We start from the raw sequence: 18,444 nt of genomic DNA on the forward strand, positions 1-18,444 counted from the left end.
CGCTCTGCGTCCATTGACGCGGAGCGTCACGGGCTGCATTCCCACGCGGAGCGTGGGAACGATCAGATCGCAGCCTTCGGCAGCGCTTGCATAAAGGGTTATTTCAGCTCGGGCAGACGTGCCTCGTTTTTCACCTCGGTCGCGGCGATCGCATCGGCAGGCAGCACCACCCGTTGTTTGCTCAGCAACTGGCCCATGTTCGCCAGCACGCGGTACATCGAATATTCCTCGGTGTAGCGGATTTCGGTGTAGCGGCGGTTGGCGTTGTAGAGCTCGTTTTCGCTGTCGAGCAAATCGAGCAGGGTGCGTTGGCCAAGGCCGAACTGATCCTGATAGGCGGCGCGTACACGCTTGGTGGTTTCAGCGTATTCGCGGGCGGTCGGGGTCTGTTTCTTCGCGTTGAGCATGGCGTTCCAGGCCAGGTGAATGTTCTCGTTCAACTGACGCAAGGCGTTGTTGCGGATGTCCATCGCCTGATTGATCTGGTGCGCATCGGAGGCCAGTCGCGCCTTGTCGCTGCCGCCACGGAACAGGTTGTAGTTCATCACCACACCCACACGCCATTCGTTGTCGTGACCCTCATCGCCTTGCACGTTGTTGTTCGCGCCCACCGCAGCTTCTGCGTCGAAGCGTGGATAGAAAGGTGACTTGGCGACTTCGTACTGGCTCTCGGCCGATTGCACGTCGGCCTGTGCGGATTTCAGATACGGGTTGTTCTCGACCATGCTCTGCTGGGCTTCCGGCAGGGAGGTGGGTAACTCGCCACGGGTCGAGGCCGGGGTTTCCAGCTCATCGGGCATGCGCCCGACCACGCTGTAGAAGTTTGATTCGGCATCGGCCAGATCGACTTCGGCGGTGTCGAGGTTGTTCTGTGCCAACGCTTTACGAGCGACCGACTGATCGGAGTCAGCGGTGCTGCCGACGCCGCGCTCGGTGCGCAGGCCGATCTGATCGTTGACCCGCAAGTGCGCCTGCAGGTTGTTCCGGGCCAGCGTCACCAGTTCGCGGCGCTTGAGCACTTCGAGGTAGACCTCGATGGTGCGCAGGGCCAGATCCTGGGCGGTGCCTTGCGCGTAGTACGCGCGCGAATTGGACACGCCTTTGGTCCGTTCGACCTCGTTGGCGGTGTTGAAACCGTCGAAGAGCATTTGCCGCAGACGCAGCTCAGACTGGGTGTAATTGAGGATCTCCGTGTGGTGATTACCGAAGGCCCGGGTGTTGGTGTTGTCGCTGTAGCCGCGACCATAGGCGGCGTTCAAATCGACGGACGGGTAGAAGCCGCCCTTGGCAACTTTGACTTGTTCATCAGCCGACAGGCGTGCGTCCACGCGCGAAGCCAGTTCCGGGTGGGTCGCAATCGTGCTTTGGATCGCCTCGGTGAGGTTCATGGCCTGGGCTTGAGAAGTGCAAGCCATGGCCAGCAAAACCGCGCTGCAGAGGGGGGTTAGAACGCGCATGGGTGCATCTCCCTGAGTCCTGATGGTGTGTAACTGTCGCCAAATATTTGACGATATTTTTAGGTGTAGGCGTTTCACTCTTGTAACAACAGAGCTAAGAACATCCTGAAGCGTAGCTAAGAAAAAATTTTCATAAGGCTTATGCCGAAAAAAACTTATGCGCTTTGTAAAAAGCGGCACATTGTTCAGCACGAAAGCCTTTGTTTTATGCGCTTTAGGGAGTGCAAAAAGGCTTGAGGAAAGTTCCACTCACTTTGCGACATACGGCGAAGTACTGCTGAAGGGGAGGGACGCGTAGCGACGGATGAGCGACATTTTTTTGTCACTCGGGTGATTCACCATCGTTACGTAGCGTTAGTGGGCGTGCTGCCTTGAACAGGGTTCGGAAGTGCTTGATAGCACTGAAGTTTCCGTAAGGTGCTACCTGCGAAACGAACTGTCGAGGGTGCGAGCGTCGCCCCCGACAACCCGATTGAGCCATGGGCTGCTTCGCTTACCAGTGCCGACGGTGGTCGGCAGCGGAGGATTTCACATGGCAACGCTCATCGGTACGGTTACTAAAGTCATTGGCCAGGTTTTCGCTCAGTCAGCCGACGGTACAAAACGCGCACTGGTTGAAGGGGATCGCTTGTTTGCGGGCGATCAACTGATCACCGGGGCGGAAGGCGCCGTTGCCGTTCATCTGCAAAATGGCCAGGAATTGACCCTGGGCCGCGACAGCAGCCTGACCATGACCAGCCAGTTGCTGGCCGATCAGGCGGCGCATGTCAACGCGCCCGAAGTGCTGACCCCGAGCGAGGCGCAACTGACCGACGTCGAGCAGATCCAGAAAGCCATCGCCGCCGGTGACGACCCGACCAAATCCGCTGAAGCCACTGCAGCCGGCCCCAATGCACCGGGCGGCGCGCCGGGTGAATTGGGCGGCGGGCACAGTTTCGTTTTACTGACCGAAGTCGGCGGGCGGGTCGATCCGATCATCGGTTTCCCGACTGCCGGGTTCGGCGGTATCCCCGAGTTTCCCGAAGAACGCCACAACGCGGTCATCGACAACGGTGACAACACCGTGCCGGTGGTGCCACCGCCACCGGTCAACAATCTGGTCACCCTCAGCGGCCTTGCCGTGCCCGGCGGCGAGTTGACCCTCAATGAAGCCAATCTGCCTGATGGTTCGGCCGCCAATCCCGGCGCGCTGACCCAGAGCGGCAGCTTCACCGTGTCGGCGCCAGACGGGTTGAGCAGCCTGAGCGTGGGCGGCATCAGCCTGATCAACGCGGGCGTGGCTGTCGGCTTTCCACAATCGATCACCACGCAACTGGGAAACACGCTGACCATCACCGGATACAACCCGGCGACCGGCGTGGTCACTTACAGCTACACCCTCAACGGCAACGAAACCCATGCCGCCGGCGACGGCACGAACAACCTCAGCGAACAGTTCACGGTGATTGCCGGCGACAGCAACGGCGACAGCGCCACTGGCACGCTCGACGTCAACATCACCGACGACGTACCGAAAGCGGTGGATGACAGCAACACCTCGACAGCCTCGGAAACCTTGCTGACGCTGACCGGTAATGTCCTGACCAACGATGTACAAGGCGCCGACCGTGTGGCCACCGGCCCGGTTACGCCCGGTACGTTCACCGGGACTTACGGCACTTTGGTGTTGAACGCCAACGGCACTTACACCTACACGCTGAACACCAGCGACGCGGATTTCAAAGCCTTGCACGGTGGTGGCAACGGCACGGAAACCTTCGCCTACACGATCACCGATTCCGACGGCGACACCAGCACCGCGAACCTGGTTTTGCAGATTCACAACAACGATGATCCGGTGGTCATCAACGGCTTGAACGTCGAGGGCGGGGAGCTGACGGTTTACGAAAAAAATCTCAGCGACGGCAGCGCGCATGATGCAACCGCACTGACGCAAAACGGCACGTTCACCATCACGGCACTGGACGGTGTCGCCACCCTGACGGTGGGCGGCATTGCCGTGGTCACCAACGGCGTGGCAGCAGGCTTCCCGCAATCGGTCACCACACCGCTGGGCAGCACGCTGACCATCACCGGTTTCAACGAAGCGACCGGTGTTGTCAGCTACAGCTACACCCTGGTCGACAACGAAGCGCACCCGACCGCCAACGGCGCCAATACACTGCCTGAGCAGTTCGCCGTCACCGTGGTTGATGACAACGGCACCACCGCCAATGCCACCCTCGATGTAAACATCATCGATGACCTGCCAAAAGCCGTGGACGACAGCAACACCACCACTGCTTCGGAAACTCAACTGACACTGACCGGCAACGTCCTGACCAACGACGTGCAAGGCGCCGACCGTGTGCCGACGGGTGAAAATGCCGGGCCGATCACGGCAGGTACTTTTACCGGCACGTACGGCACGCTGGTGCTGAACGCCAACGGCACTTACACCTACACGCTGAACCCGACCGACGCTGACTTCAAAAACCTGCATGGCGGTGGCAACGGGACCGAAACCTTTACCTACACCATCACCGATTCCGACGGCGACACCAGCACCGCGAATCTCGTCTTGCAGATCCACAACAACGACGATCCGGTGGTCATCAGCGGTCTCGATGTGAATGGCGGCGAACTGACGGTTTACGAGAAAAATCTCAGTGACGGCAGCGCGCCTGATGCAACCGCACTGACCCAAAACGGCACGTTTACCATCACCGCGCTCGATGGCGTCACCACGCTGACCGTCGGCGGCATTGCCGTCGTCACCAACGGCGTCGCCGCAGGCTTCCCGCAATCAGTCACCACACCGCTGGGCAGCACGCTGACCATCACCGGTTTCAACGCAGCAACCGGCGTGGTCAGCTACAGCTACACCCTGGTCGACAACGAAGCGCACCCAACCGCCAACGGCGCGAACAACCTGCCTGAGCAGTTCGCCGTCACCGTGGTCGACGACAACGGCACAACCGCCAACGCGACCCTCGATGTGAACATCATCGATGACCTGCCAAAAGCCGTGGACGACAACAACACCACCACCGCTTCGGAAAGCCAACTGACACTGACCGGCAACGTATTGACCAACGACGTGCAAGGCGCCGACCGTGTAACTACCGGGCCGGTCACCGCCGGCACTTTCACCGGGACCTACGGCACCTTGCAACTCAATGCCAACGGCACTTACACCTACACGCTGAACACCAACGACGCCGACTTCAAAAATCTGCACGGCGGTGGCAACGGTACTGAAACCTTCACCTACACCCTCACCGATTCCGACGGCGACACCAGCACCGCCAACCTCGTCTTGCAGATCCACAACAACGACGATCCGGTACTGCTCAATGGTCTCGATGTGAACGGTGGCGAGCTGACGGTCTACGAGAAAAACCTCAGCGACGGCACCAGTCCCGATGCGCCGGCATTGACCCAGAGCGGCACCTTCACCGTGACCGCCCTCGATGGCCTGCAAACCCTCACCGTGGGCGGTATCGCCGTGGTGACCGGCGGCGTCGCCGCAGGCTTCCCGCAATCGATCGTCACGCCACTCGGCAGCACGTTGACCATCACCGGTTACAACGCAACCACCGGTGTGGTCAGCTACAGCTACACCCTGGTCGACAACGAAACCCATCCGAACGCCAACGGTGCCAACAGCATTACCGAGAACTTCAATGTCGTCGCCACGGACACCGACGGCAGCACGGCCAGCGGCCAGATCAACGTCAATATCGTCGATGACCTGCCCAGCGCTCATCCCGACGCAGCCTCGGTGGCGGAGGGCGGTACGGTCAGCGGCAACGTGCTCGAAAATGACATCGGCGGCGCTGACGGCCCGGCCGCGACTGGCGCAGTAGTGGGCGTACGCGTCGGTGCCGACACTTCGACTTCTGCCATCGGAGGCCTGAACGCGCAAATCAACGGCACCTACGGCTACCTGACCCTCGATGCCAACGGCAACGCTGTTTATCACAGCAATCCGAACACCGTGAACGGCCCGGGCGCGGTGGACGTGTTCACCTACACCGTGCGCGATTCCGACGGTGATGAAAGCACCACCACCATCACCATCGATGTCGCCAACAGCAAGCTTTACGCGACCAGCGACACCGACGTCACCGTCTACGAAAAAGCGCTCGACCTGACCAAGGACGGCGCCGATCTGGCCCCCGGTACGGTCACCGGCAGCGATCCGAGCAATACCGGCGAAACCGCGTCCGGCACGCTGGTCGGCTCGGTCACCGGCGCCGTCGGTGCGATCAGTTATGCGCTGGTCGGCAGTGCCACCGGCAACTATGGGCAGATCGTCCTCGACCCCAACGGCACCTACACCTACACTCTGACATCGCCGGCGACCACCACGCCGCACGCCGACGACGGGGCCAACACCCTGACCGAAACCTTTACCTATCAGGCCACCGATTCGCTGGGCAACGTCGTCACCAGCACCATCGTCGTCAGCATCGTCGATGACGTGCCGAAAGCGGTAAACGACAGCAACGCCAACACCGCCTCGGAAAGCCAACTGACGCTGACCGGCAACGTGCTGACCAACGACGTGCAAGGCGCCGATGTCGTCGCGACCGGGCCGAATGCCGGTCCGATCACGCCCGCCACGATCGTCGGGACCTACGGCACCCTGGTACTCAACGCCAACGGCACTTACACCTACACGCTGGATACCAGCGACGCCGACTTCAGAAATCTGCACGGCGGTGGCAACGGCACCGAGACCTTCACCTACACCCTGACGGATGCCGACGGCGACACCAGCACCGCCAATCTGGTGCTGAACATCCACAACAACGACGATCCGGTGGTGCTCAACGGCCTTGACGTCAATGGCGGCGAACTCACCGTTTACGAGAAAAACCTCAGCGACGGCACCAGCCCCAACGCACCGGCCCTGACCCAGAGCGGCATCTTTACCGTCACCGCGCTCGATGGTCTGCAAACCCTCACCGTTGGTGGCATTGCCGTGGTCACCAACGGCCTGGCCGCAGGCTTCCCGCAATCGGTCGTCTCGCCGCTGGGCAGCACGTTCACCATCACCGGTTACAACCCGGCGACCGGCGTGGTCAGCTACAGCTACACATTGGTGGATAACGAAACCCACCCGAACGCCAACGGTGCCAACAGCCTCACCGAGAACTTCAACGTGGTGGCGACCGACACCGACGGAAGCACCGCCAGCGGCCAGATCAACGTCAACATCATCGATGATCTCCCCACCGCCAAAGCCGACACCGGCTCGGTGGCGGAGGGTGGCACGGTCAACATCAGCGTGCTCGGCAACGACGTCACCGGCGCCGATGGTGCTGCGGCGGGCGGTGCCGTGGTGGGCGTGCGCGCCGGCAGCAACACCGCGACGTCGGCAATCGGCGGCCTCAACAGCAACATCAACGGCGCCTTCGGATACCTGACCCTCGATGCGGCGGGCAACGCCGTCTACCACAGCAACCCGAACTCGGTGAGCCCACCCGGCGCCACCGATACATTCACCTACACCATCCGCGACAGTGACGGCGATGAAAGCACCACCACCATCACCATCAATGTCGCCGACAGCAAACTGGTGGCCTCGGTCGATCAGGACGTGACGGTCTACGAAAAAGCCCTCGACCTGACCAAGGACGGCGCGGATCTGGCCCCCGGCACGGTCACCGGCAGCGACCCGACCAACACCGGCGAAACCGCCACCGGTACCCTGGTCGGCGCGGTCACCGGCGGCACGGGCGCGATCACCTATACGCTGGTCGGCAGCGCCACCGGCACTTACGGACAGATCCAGCTCAACGCTGACGGCACCTACACCTACACGCTGACCTCGGCACCGAAAACCACGCCGAATGCCAACGACGGGGCGAACACCCTGAGCGAAAGCTTCACCTACAAAGCCACCGATGCGTTGGGCAACAGCACTACCAGCACCCTTGTCGTCAACATCGTCGACGACGTGCCCAAAGCCGTGGCGTCGGATCGTTCGGTGGCGGCGGTGGAGATCGATTCCAACCTGCTGATCGTTCTCGACATCTCGGGCAGTATGGCCGACGCCTCTGGCGTGCCCGGCTTGTCGCGGCTGGCGCTGGCCAAGCAGGCGATCAGTGCCTTGCTCGACAAGTACGATGATCTTGGCGATGTGAAAGTGCAGCTCGTTACCTTCAGCAGCAACGCTACCGACCGCACCTCGGTGTGGGTCGATGTGGCCACGGCGAAAACCATTCTCGCCGGCCTCACGGCGGGCGGCGGCACCAACTACGACGCGGCCGTGGCGGTGATGCAGACCGCGTTCAACACCTCGGGCAAACTCACCGGGGCGCAGAACGTCGGCTACTTCTTCTCCGACGGCAAACCCAACGAGGGCGACATCAACGCTGCCGACGAAGCGGCGCTGAAAAACTTCCTCGATGCCAACAACATCAAGAACTACGCGATCGGCCTGGGCAGTGGCGTGAGCAACGCCAACCTCGATCCGCTGGCGTATGACGGCATCACCCACACCAATACCAACGCGGTGGTGGTGACGGATCTCAACCAGCTCAACTCGGTGCTGTCCGGCACCGTGGAAGGCGCGCCGGTTACCGGTTCGTTGCTGGGAGAGGGCGGTACGTTCGGCGCCGATGGCGGCTTCATCAAATCCATCGTCATTGACGGCACCACGTACACCTACGATCCAAAAGCCAATGGCGGACAGGGCTCGCTGGTCGCCAGCGGCGGCACCAACCATGGCACCTTCAACACCGTGAACAACACGCTGAGCATCGCCACCAACAACAGCGGGACGCTGGTGATCAACCTCGACACCGGTGAATACAGCTACACCTCGCAGAAAACCACCGCGGTGGTGATCACCGAAAACATCGGTTTCACCCTCAGCGACAACGACGGCGACCTCGCCAGCTCGACGCTGACGGTGAAAGTGATCCCCAACGCGCCTCCGGTGGCGGCGGACGACCACGTCATCACTAACGTGCTGTCGAGCAACATCGTGGTGCCGGGCGAGTTGTTGCTGGCCAACGACACTGATCCGAATGGCGACACGCTCAACGCCACGCCAACCAGTTTCAATACCGGTTGGGCGGCGAAGGGCGCGGACTTCACCGGCAGCGGTGCGATCACCTTCAACGGCACCGGGAATACGGCGGCCAACCAGAGCCTGGCGGATGTGCGCAATGCGTTTGCCGCCAACACCGCAGCGATGACCGCCGTGCTGGTGGTCAGCGGTTACCTCGGCGCGGTGACCAACGCCAATGCCAACGATGAAGACCTGATCACCGTCAAACTGAAACAGGGCGAAACTCTCAACCTCGATCACAACCTGGCGGCCGGGCACATCACCATGGAGTACTCGCTCAACGGCGGCGCGTTCGTCGGCATCGCCGATGGCGGCACCATCACCGCCAGCGCCGACGGCACGTATCAGATCCACGTGACCAACATCACCAACACCAGCGGCAGTAACACCAACGCTGCGGAAAACTACCAACTGACCATGACGGTCAACTACGCCGGGGCCCACGACATCACCCCGGACTTCAACGGTACCTACACCGCCAACGACAACCACGGCGGCAGCGATACCGCTGCTGTGACCATTACCTATCAGGATGGCCACACCCTCACGGGCACTGCCGGGGATGACATTCTGGTGGCCGGCACCGGCGACAACATCCTCAACGGTGGCGATGGCAATGACGTGCTCACCGCAGGCTCGGGCAACAACGAAATGCATGGCGGCGCTGGGAATGACTTGCTCTACAGCGGCCCGGGCAACGACTTGCTTGACGGTGGCACGGGGATCGACACCGCAAGCTACGCCCACGCCACGGCCGGCGTGACGGTCAACCTCGGCCTGCTCGGCGCGCAAAACACCGTCGGCGCAGGGACGGACACCCTGACCGCTATCGAAAATCTCGTCGGTTCGAACTTCAACGACACCCTGACCGGCGACAACAATAACAACGTGATCAACGGCGGCCTGGGCAACGACATCCTCAACGGTGGCGGCGGCGATGACCTGCTGATCGGCGGCATGGGCAACAACACGATGACGGGCGGCGCAGGGGCCGACACCTTCCAGTGGCTCAAAGGCAACAGCGGCCACGACCTGATCACCGACTTCACCCCCGGCACCGACAAGCTCGACCTGTCGCAACTGCTGCAAGGTGAAAACGGCACCACGGCGTCGCTGGATGACTACCTGCACTTCACCGTCACCGGCAGCGGCGCGTCGGTGCTCACCAGCATCGATGTCAGCGCCATGGCCGGTGCCACGCCGAACCAGACCATCGATCTGGCCGGCGTCAACCTCGCCAGCCACTACGGCGTCACGCCGGGAGCGGGTGGCGTGGTTGCCGGTGGCCATGACACGGCGACGATCATCAGCGGCATGTTGAATGATCATTCGTTGAAGGTGGACACCGTCTGATCGAGGCCTGAAACGACAAAACCCGCCGCCCCTATTGAAGGGGCGGCGGGTTTTTTTCGCCTGATGGAATTGCGTTGCTTACTGGCCAGTCTTCGCGAAAAAGCTCGCTCCCACAGGTTCGGTGGTGTGACAGAGGTTTGTGATCGACACAGATAGCTGTTGGCGGAGGGCTTGCTCCCGAGAGCTTCAGCAACCACGGTCGAGGGCGCGATCGGTTAAACGCTGTCGTTTATCGGGTGTAGGCCTGCTAATCGGGATTTTCTCCGACGAACGGTAGCAATACCTGTAATTTCTGACAGTTGTCGCTTTTGAGTGATGCGCGCTAAATGAAGCCATTCAACACACGCCTGCCGCAGTTCGACAATGTGCGCAACGCGGGCTTCAACATTCGTCAGGGATTACGTGCGATGTCTGCCACCAATACGCCGAACGATCAAATCACTCCTCAGGGCGAGCCGCTCGCCGATATTCCAGCACCCAAAGTACCTTCGGTGCTGGACCCGGATGATCCTGCGGGACTTCTTCCTCTGCGTGCGCTGGGGCAGCCTCTGCAGGTCACGTTCGAAGGCGTGGATTTCACGACGGTTCCCAATCGTACCGACAAAGTGGAACTGGGCTTCAGAACGCGCGGCGCAGCCTTTGTTCCGGTGGATTTTCGCGAGTACCCATCCAATGTCCCGGTGCAGCAGCCGCAGACTCTTAGCGTACCGAAAGATCTTTTAAGCCATGGGGTCTATGACGTATCCATTCGCTTTTACCCCAGCGGATCTGAGGCCAACGCTTCGGAATCCTTAAAAAAACAGATCACCATCGACACCTACAAGCCCAATTTCGGCAACCAGCCCGATGCGGTCATTTTTCCTGACGAGCTGAACGGTGTCATCACAGAAAGCTATTTGACGCAGCACGGGCAGGTCATCGTCGAAGTACCGTTTTACACCGATGTAGCACCGGGCGATCGAGCAGTCTATTTCTGGACGGACAAGGAAGATCCGCTCGACAGCGACGTCGAGATCCGCGAACAGGAGTTCAGCGCTCAGGACATTATCGACAAACGTCTGTTGATCACTGTGTATGCCGACGAGATCCGCCCTTGGGGGCACGGTGATCGTTTTATGTATTACCGGCTCAGGGATCTTGCGGGCAATATCGGGCCCAACGCCAGGCGAGCGAAAATCTTTGTCGATCTGTCGCCGCTGCCAGGTAAGCTGCCTCCTCCTCGCGTGATATTGACGCGTAATCTGCTTGATCGGCAGCAGGCTCGTGAAAGCGTCCAGGTACTGATAGATCCTTATGATTTTCCGGATGCTGCCCATCGGGTTGCTATCGACTGGGACGGAACAACGCTGGCAGAAATTCCGGTCGATCCGACGGACTTCCCGCTGCAAACCACTGTTCCGTGGACGGCGCTGCATGCGCGTGGCGATGGTCCGTCACGGCCCAAAGTGAGTTATCGCATTCGTCTGGCAGATGGCAGCTACACTGCGCCTTCCTCCGACATTTCTGTCGCGTTGAATTTGACCATTGCCGGTCAGGATCATGTACACGCCCCGGCGTTGCTCAATGAAACCCTGGCTAAAGTGGAAATTCGCGGGCAGAAGTCTGATCTTCCCGACAAGCTACGCAGTATTGATTTCGGCTTGCCGGCGCGAGCGATATTGACGCTCTACGACAATCCTCAGCCCTTTGAGGAAATAGACGTGTACTGGGGGCAGATTCCGACGCCGGTTGCCACGTACACGGTGCAAGCCAGTGATGGCGCCGGCACGCCCATCGAGGTGGAGATTCCTTGGCAGTACATTCAGCCAGACCTGCAGAATCCGAAGTTACCGGTTTACTACGTTACCCGTAATGGGGTGAATGACCAGCATGCTCGAAAGACTGAGGTAGAGGTGGCGATCGTCGTCATCGAAAATCTCGACGAGCCGACATTCCCCCATGCCGGAAAACAAGTCGAATTGCACTGTTGCTCCAAACCTCGTTTGTGGGAAGGCGTCACCGTACATATTCCGGCCAACCCTCTCTTTGCAGAGAAGGATGAAGTTATTGTGCATTGGCAGGGCTGTCTGGGACCGAACGGGACTAATCCTATAGTCGATGCCTATGACGAATTGCCAAAACAAATCGAGTTGGCGGATATCCAAAATGGCTTTGATCTGGTCGTCACTGATTACGAACGGCTTATAGCACCCATGGTGAATAATGCTTCCGCACTTGTTTACTATGTGTTGTATAAACAGGACGGCACGATTGGCAGGTCACGACCTGAATTTGTAATTATCAATAGAACCATGCCTAGCGGCATAGTCTGTTCGCCGATGAATGAGGTTTATTGCCCGGAATAAGTTTTTTCGTGCAAATAAAGCAGTAAATAAATGACAGGCAGTAACGGGTCGAAGTTTCGATTCGGAGGTCATGTTGTGTCGAAAAATAGAGTTCAAATATCTGCTTTAATATCAGGAGAGTGACAAAATGACTGTCCATGAAAAAAATACCCAAGGCGAGCCCGGCAGGGCGGCAATGAAGGCCATCCGCGCAACCCGGGCGTCACGCGCTCCAACGCCACCGAAACTACAGGGTTTGCTGGATAATGTATCAGGTGACGATGACAACAAACTACCGAAGGCTCGGCAGGGTTTTCCTAACGAAGTTATTATCGAAAACGTTCTGGATATCAATCCTGTCCCTCCACCTAATCGCGACGTAAAGTTGCAACTATTGTGGAATGGCATGGAAGTGGGCGATCCCATCATAGCGAAGACTCCGGTAACTACTCAGCAGAAACTGGTATTGCCGGGTCTTGAGACGAGTGCAGAAGGTCGGTTTGCATTGAGCTATAGATTGACCTATGTCAGGGATGTATATGATTTTCCAGTTCCGGAATTTATTCTGATTGATAAGGAGCCGCCGAATAAAAATATCGCTGGTGAGCCAATTGAATTACCGACTCCGTACGAGGACGGTCGTATAACAATAGAGCGATTGGCAACCGACCCTGATCTTGAGTTGACGATCCCGCTGCATCCCGATCGACGAACCGGGGATACTGCCCGTGTCTATATGGGCGAGAGCTTTCCGGGCACGATCGTCGACACCTATATTGCCCCCGACGACGGTAGCGCTGCTATGACGGTCACACTGACGAAGGCCCGGATCGAAGCCGGGGGTGAGGGGAAACGAATCATTTATTACCAATGGCAGGATCGCGTTGGCAATGAAGGACCGCCTTCACATGAGCTGGACGTTCTGGTTCTGCTGACGCAGCAGCCCACTAACCTGAAGCCTCTTGAAGTGCCTGAGGCGCCGGGTCCCGATAACCTCATCACTATCAAGGATGCGTACCCTGATGTGGGCGTTATCATCCGCGCGTATGACAATGTTGGCGCGATGGATGAGGTAGCGCTGACGTGGGATGGCATTCCACAGCCACGCAAAAGGTCCGTTGATGGTTTTCCGATGATCTTCGACGTTCCTTACGACCATGTGAAACTCAAAGGACTCGGGGAAAGGCCTGTCAGCGTCACCTACTCGATATGGCGTAGCACGCAGGAATATCCTGAAAACACGGTTGTGCCGGTGAAGGTCGACCTTCGGCGTCCTGGTACCCCGCCACCTGATCCAGAAGATCCGGAAACAGGCAACCCGAACTTGAGCGTGGTAAGGGTTCAAGCGGCAGTCACTGGCGATCCCAATAAATTTGAGCTCGTCGATGCAGGGATTGACGGCACGGCGAGTACAGTCATTGATAAAGTTCGAGAAGTTGGTGACGTCTATCAACTCTACTGGGGGGACGTAGCTGTTCCCGGTCCTGGAGGGGTGTATACCGTGACCGGTAGTGAAAATGACGACGATCCGGTTCCGTTTACCATTCCACACGCATTTATTACTGCACAGGGTAATGGTCAGGCAATTCCCGTACATTACAAGATTACCAATCCCGCATTGCCCGACAATAATCCAAACCCGTCACTTCGACAGCCAGTGAGCGTTTACGTCGTGCCCGTCACCTTGCCAGAGCCAAAGATCAACTTTACTTTCATGATTGGAAGTAGCGAATACTTGGACTGTGGGTCGCTGAGAAATATTGCCGGACAGGGACATGTAGCCGTTGTGACGGTTCCGGGCGGAGCGCCTTTGGAGTTGGGCATGGACTTGGAGTTTACCTGGACTGGCGTGGGCTGGGATGGAACAGATCCTGTTCCAATCACACCTTATGAATTTACCAAAAAACTTGCCAACGAAGAACATCGAGACGGATTCACTGTGTATTTACCTTACGACACCGTCTTGAAACCGATCATAGACGGCAGTGGGAGCATTGAATATTCAGCTTTAGTACAGGGTCGGTCTGAGACTTCTGATAAGCACGAAGTTCAAGTGATTGCACGCACAGGCGACGGAGGTATGTGCCCGATCCCGACTGTTCGTTAATCGGTGTAACGAAAAAGGAAGATGCAAATCTTCCTTTTTCATTTGTGCTACAGGTTTTTATGATGTGGGGTTTCGCAATGGAAGCGATGTGCGGATTCGGCGCGAGCGCGGGATAAAACCTCATGCAATATGAGACTTTTCCTACATTTTGTGGGTGGCACTTCCTATTACTCTGCTTACATCAAAGAATCTGTTTTTTAACACTCATACCATCGGAGAGAATTATGAGTTGTAAAAAGTCGAGAGGGCATTTTCTGTGCGCCGGCCGAGTAACCCTTCTGATGTTTTCACCTTTGTTTTTTGTCAGCTCGCCCCTGATGGCATTGACCATCGTGGGGGCGGGGGAAAGTCGAAGCATAGACAACGCCACGCCAACTGATAATTACCTGGTGAACAGCGGCGGTATCCTGAACGCCCATAATGCTGGTACTTATGAAGTTCTCGTTCAGTCCGGTTCGACAATAAATGCGACAGGGGGCACTTTCGCCGGTCGCAATGGCAATAGTGGTATTACCCTCTCGAACAGTCAGGCAACGTTGATCGGAGTAACGCTCACCAGTGATGACGCCGCACTGACGCTGAGGCGCCAGGTGGGAACGCTTACCGGTTCTGCTGCCGTAGTGACAGACAGCGTCCTGCGCGGTGGAATAGCGGGTGTTGCGATTACAGGATTGAGTACCCTCGAACTTAATGGCGGTGAAGTCACGGGTACCCTTGCGGACAGCGTCGGCATCGAATTTTTTGCAGGTACGGTTCGGGCGAACGGCACAATTATCAGTGGTGACGCCAACGGTGTGCGGATGGCCCTGAGTGGTCAAGGGTTGGCAGAGACCGATCTGACGCTTGATGGCGCAACACTTGAAGGGCGGTTATCGTCAGCCATTCTTGTCGAGGAAGGGGTGCAGGCGGATATTCATGTTCTGAACAACTCGAAATTGCTCGCTGGCAATAACATCCTGCTCGATGTGCAAGGTGCTTCAACGGTTACCATGGCAGTTGCCAACAGCACGTTGCAAGGCAACATCAACATTGCGGACGGCAGCACCGCCAACCTCACTTTCGACCAGGGCCAGATGACCGGCGACGTGCTGGTCGATGGCAGTTCCTCAGCCAGCGTGACCTTGCAAAACCAATCACAGTTCACCGGTCGCCTGGACAAGGTCGCCAGCGTCAACATCGACAGCCATTCGAACTGGACGCTAACAGGCAACGACTCGATCGGCGCCCTGGGCATGAATGGCGGCAGTGTCACCTTTGGCGCCGCTGATGCGCCCGCCACCTATTACCAATTGAATGTCGGCGCGCTGTCTGGCAATGGCACCTTTGTCATGAAGGGGGATTTTGCTACGGGAGAGCATGACTTCCTGAATGTGGTCGGCGCATCAGCGGGTGACTTTGCTCTCGCGGTGGCGGCGTCGGGCCTGGATGCGGTGTCGCCTCAGCAATTGACGCTGGCACGCACCAGCAGTACCAATGGTGCGCAGTTTGCACTGGCGGGCAACAGTGTGGTCGACGTCGGCACCTGGTCTTACAGCCTGGCCAATCGGGAAAACGGCGAAGGCGGCAGGGACTGGTTTCTTGACCCTACCACCGCCGTGATCAGCCCTGGCGCGCGTTCAGTGCTGGCACTGTTCAATACCGCGCCCACCGTGTGGTACGGCGAGTTGAGCTCGTTGCGCAGCCGCATGGGTGAGCTGCGTTTCAACGGCGGTCAGGCCGGTGGCTGGATCCGTACCTACGGCAACAAATACAACGTGGCCGACGGTTCGGGAACCGGTTATCAGCAACAGCAGCAGGGCCTGTCCCTTGGCGCCGACGCCCGGATAGGTGAAAGCCAGGTGTTGGTCGGTGTGCTGGCGGGCACGAGCCAGTCTGATCTGGATTTGAATCGTGGCACCTCGGGCACGGTGAAAAGCTATTACGTCGGCCCGTACGTGACCTGGCTCGACAGCGACACCGGTTACTACGTTGATGGCGTGCTCAAGTTCAACCGCTTTCGCAACGAATCGAAGGTCAACCTGAGCGACGGCAGTCGTACCAAGGGCGATTACGACAACTGGGGTGTGGGCGGTTCGGCGGAATTCGGTCGGCATATCAAACTGGCTGACGGTTACTTCATCGAGCCTTTCACGCAATTGTCGGCGGTGCAGATACAGGGCAAACGCTACACGCTGGACAACGACATGGACGCCGACGGCGATCGCATGCGTTCACTGCTCGGCAAGGCCGGTGCCACGTTCGGGCGTAACTTCGGTTTCGGTAACGGCGCTGTCGCGCAGCCTTACGTGCGCGCGGCGATTGCTCATGAGTTCGCCTCGAACAACGAAGTGAAGGTCAACAACAACGTGTTCAACAATGACTTGTCGGGTTCCCGGGCCGAGTTCGGAGCGGGGGTGGCGGTGGCCATGTCTGCGCAGTGGCAAGTGCATGCCGATTTTGACTACTCGAAAGGCGAGCACATCGAGCAGCCCTGGGGGGCCAATGTCGGGGTGAGGTATAGCTGGTAGGTCTGACAGCGCTAGCGAGGCGACGGTGTGATCTTCAGAACATCGTCAAGGAGTAAAAAAAGCCGCTTCTCTGTAACAGAGCAAGCGGCTTTTTCGAATAAACCTGCCAGCCTTTACAGGTGAGGAAGGTTGGGCTGTAAGTACAAAATGAGTAGGTTTGGCCGACCAAAAATCGGAATGATTGACTGAATGACAGCCCCGAGTGACCTGAAGTGGCCGTGGTGTCGAGCCCGCGCGGGTGAGTCCGCAGATTCAGTCTTTTTCCAGGGTCTTCTGCCGCAAGATATAAACCGTCACCAACACCGCACTGGTCAACATGAACCCCCGCGCCCACGGTAGCGGCACCAGGTAGCAGGAAAACAGAATGCTCGCCCACATCAGCCCGATCGCGTAGACCTTGCCCTTGAGCGGAATGCCGTTGCCATTAAGGTAGTCGCGAATCCACGGCCCGAGTTTCGGATGCTCGACCAGCCAATGATAGAAACGCGGAGAGCTGCGGGCGAAACACGCGGCGGCGAGTAACAGGAAGGGAGTGGTGGGGAGGACGGGCAGGAAAATCCCGATCACCCCCAATGCCACGCTGAGCCAGCCGATGGCCAGCAGGCAGTAGCGCAACATCAGGGGGCGGTTGCCTATGGGATTGTCCATAGGCCGGATCTTAGTGGTGACGTGGCTTGAGGATCGCCGGTTTTTCGTCGGGCGCCTGGCACAGCAGGTACAGCGCCGTCAGGGCTTCCGGGATCTGCACGATCATGTCGTCCATCAGGTTCGCATCCTTGGCGATGTCTTCGAACTCTGGCTGTTCGTCGAACAGGCCCGAACCGACCATGATCGGCAGGAGCATTTCACTGACTTCTTCTTCGGCGGTTTCGAACCAGGCCGCTTCACGCAGGAACACGCCTTCCATGAAGCCGATGCACCAGCCGCGCAGTTCGGAATCGTCCGGCTCTTCGCCCAGATCCAGTTCGCAGGGCAGCTCGAATTCTTCGTCGGAAGCGAGTTGACGGGCGATGTGCGCCTTGAGGCCGATCAGGGTGGCTTCGATCTCTTCGCGCTGGGCGTCGCTGCTGTAATGCGGCTCTTCAGCGAACAGGGCGTCGATCCATTCACGCTCCGGTACGTCTTCGGCGCAGATCGACAGCGCGGTCAGGTAGCCGTGAGCGGCCACGTAATCCAGTGCCTCGTCGTGCAGCTCGTCGGCATCGAGGAAGACTTGCAGGCGGGTCAGTTGCTCAGCGAAGGACATTACGGGGCTACCTTGGGGGAATAAACAATGCGGGAATTCTAGGCCTTCTTGAGCGCTCAAGCCAGCCGCATGGCAGATTTGCCGCAATTGCCGGCCGGCCTACAAACTGAAGGTGGGCAACGAATCCTGTGGGAGCGGGCTTGCCCGCGATAGCGGTGTATTTGTCGATGAAGAAGTTTGCCGTGCCGGCCATCGCGGGCGAGCCCGCTCCCACGGGGTTTCGTATTGGTGACTAGCGGAGTCTTATCAGCGGCACCCTGTGCCGGGGAACGCTCGGGTATACTGCCGCGTTTTGCGATCCCTGCCCGTAAGGCGGCCGCCATGCAACGCGTCCTTACGTTTTGTTTAAGCAGCCCTGGCTGTCTTGAACCAGCCTGAGCAGGG

The 18,444-nt window shown here is 58.6% G+C and carries 7 protein-coding genes; 4 read left to right on the forward strand and 3 right to left on the reverse strand.

Annotated elements, in window-relative coordinates; translation table 11 throughout:
* Window positions 1-98 precede the first annotated feature (98 nt).
* Window positions 99-1,457: a TolC family outer membrane protein gene (locus tag ACVVH8_RS07770; RefSeq protein WP_105708539.1), complete on the reverse strand. Its 1,359-nt coding sequence runs from the start codon at window positions 1,455-1,457 to the stop codon at window positions 99-101.
* Window positions 1,458-1,989: 532 nt separating this feature from the next.
* On the opposite strand from ACVVH8_RS07770, the gene ACVVH8_RS07775 reads away from it, so the two are divergent.
* The 4 genes from ACVVH8_RS07775 to ACVVH8_RS07790 all read left to right on the forward strand — a co-directional run bounded on the left by ACVVH8_RS07775 (window position 1,990) and on the right by ACVVH8_RS07790 (window position 16,814).
* Window positions 1,990-9,876, forward strand: a complete 7,887-nt coding sequence (locus ACVVH8_RS07775; RefSeq protein ID WP_475229350.1) for a retention module-containing protein — start codon at window positions 1,990-1,992, stop codon at window positions 9,874-9,876.
* A 326-nt stretch (window positions 9,877-10,202) separates the two neighbouring features.
* Window positions 10,203-12,221 carry a hypothetical protein gene (locus ACVVH8_RS07780; RefSeq protein WP_475229352.1) on the forward strand — a complete coding sequence of 673 codons (2,019 nt, stop codon included), beginning with the start codon at window positions 10,203-10,205 and terminating at the stop codon, window positions 12,219-12,221.
* Between the two features lie 127 nt (window positions 12,222-12,348).
* A complete protein-coding gene (locus ACVVH8_RS07785; protein ID WP_475229354.1) occupies window positions 12,349-14,307 on the forward strand; it encodes a hypothetical protein in 1,959 nt (652 codons plus the stop codon).
* Between the two features lie 671 nt (window positions 14,308-14,978).
* Entirely contained in the window at window positions 14,979-16,814 is a 1,836-nt protein-coding gene (locus ACVVH8_RS07790) for an autotransporter outer membrane beta-barrel domain-containing protein (protein ID WP_475229357.1), read from the forward strand.
* A gap of 252 nt (window positions 16,815-17,066) precedes the next feature.
* Here ACVVH8_RS07790 and ACVVH8_RS07795 read toward each other — a convergent pair whose 3' ends face one another.
* Both ACVVH8_RS07795 and ACVVH8_RS07800 read right to left on the reverse strand, forming a co-directional pair.
* Window positions 17,067-17,462 carry a YbaN family protein gene (locus ACVVH8_RS07795; RefSeq protein WP_401297637.1) on the reverse strand — a complete coding sequence of 132 codons (396 nt, stop codon included), beginning with the start codon at window positions 17,460-17,462 and terminating at the stop codon, window positions 17,067-17,069.
* A 10-nt stretch (window positions 17,463-17,472) separates the two neighbouring features.
* On the reverse strand, window positions 17,473-18,060 hold the full coding sequence (locus tag ACVVH8_RS07800; protein WP_007919726.1) for a UPF0149 family protein: 588 nt from the start codon (window positions 18,058-18,060) through the stop codon (window positions 17,473-17,475).
* Between the last annotated feature and the right edge of the window lie 384 nt (window positions 18,061-18,444).

The sequence above is a fragment of the Pseudomonas trutticola BRTCR10 genome, from assembly GCF_056155105.1.

What these genes read in the sequence shown, in the direction of transcription:
- ACVVH8_RS07785 (WP_475229354.1), top strand. Translation starts at nt 12,349, where the DNA reads ATGACTGTCCATGAAAAAAATACCCAAGGCGAGCCCGGCAGGGCGGCA.
- ACVVH8_RS07795 (WP_401297637.1), bottom strand. Translation starts at nt 17,462, where the DNA reads ATGGACAATCCCATAGGCAACCGCCCCCTGATGTTGCGCTACTGCCTG.
- ACVVH8_RS07770 (WP_105708539.1), bottom strand. Translation starts at nt 1,457, where the DNA reads ATGCGCGTTCTAACCCCCCTCTGCAGCGCGGTTTTGCTGGCCATGGCT.
- ACVVH8_RS07775 (WP_475229350.1), top strand. Translation starts at nt 1,990, where the DNA reads ATGGCAACGCTCATCGGTACGGTTACTAAAGTCATTGGCCAGGTTTTC.
- ACVVH8_RS07800 (WP_007919726.1), bottom strand. Translation starts at nt 18,060, where the DNA reads ATGTCCTTCGCTGAGCAACTGACCCGCCTGCAAGTCTTCCTCGATGCC.
- ACVVH8_RS07780 (WP_475229352.1), top strand. Translation starts at nt 10,203, where the DNA reads ATGAAGCCATTCAACACACGCCTGCCGCAGTTCGACAATGTGCGCAAC.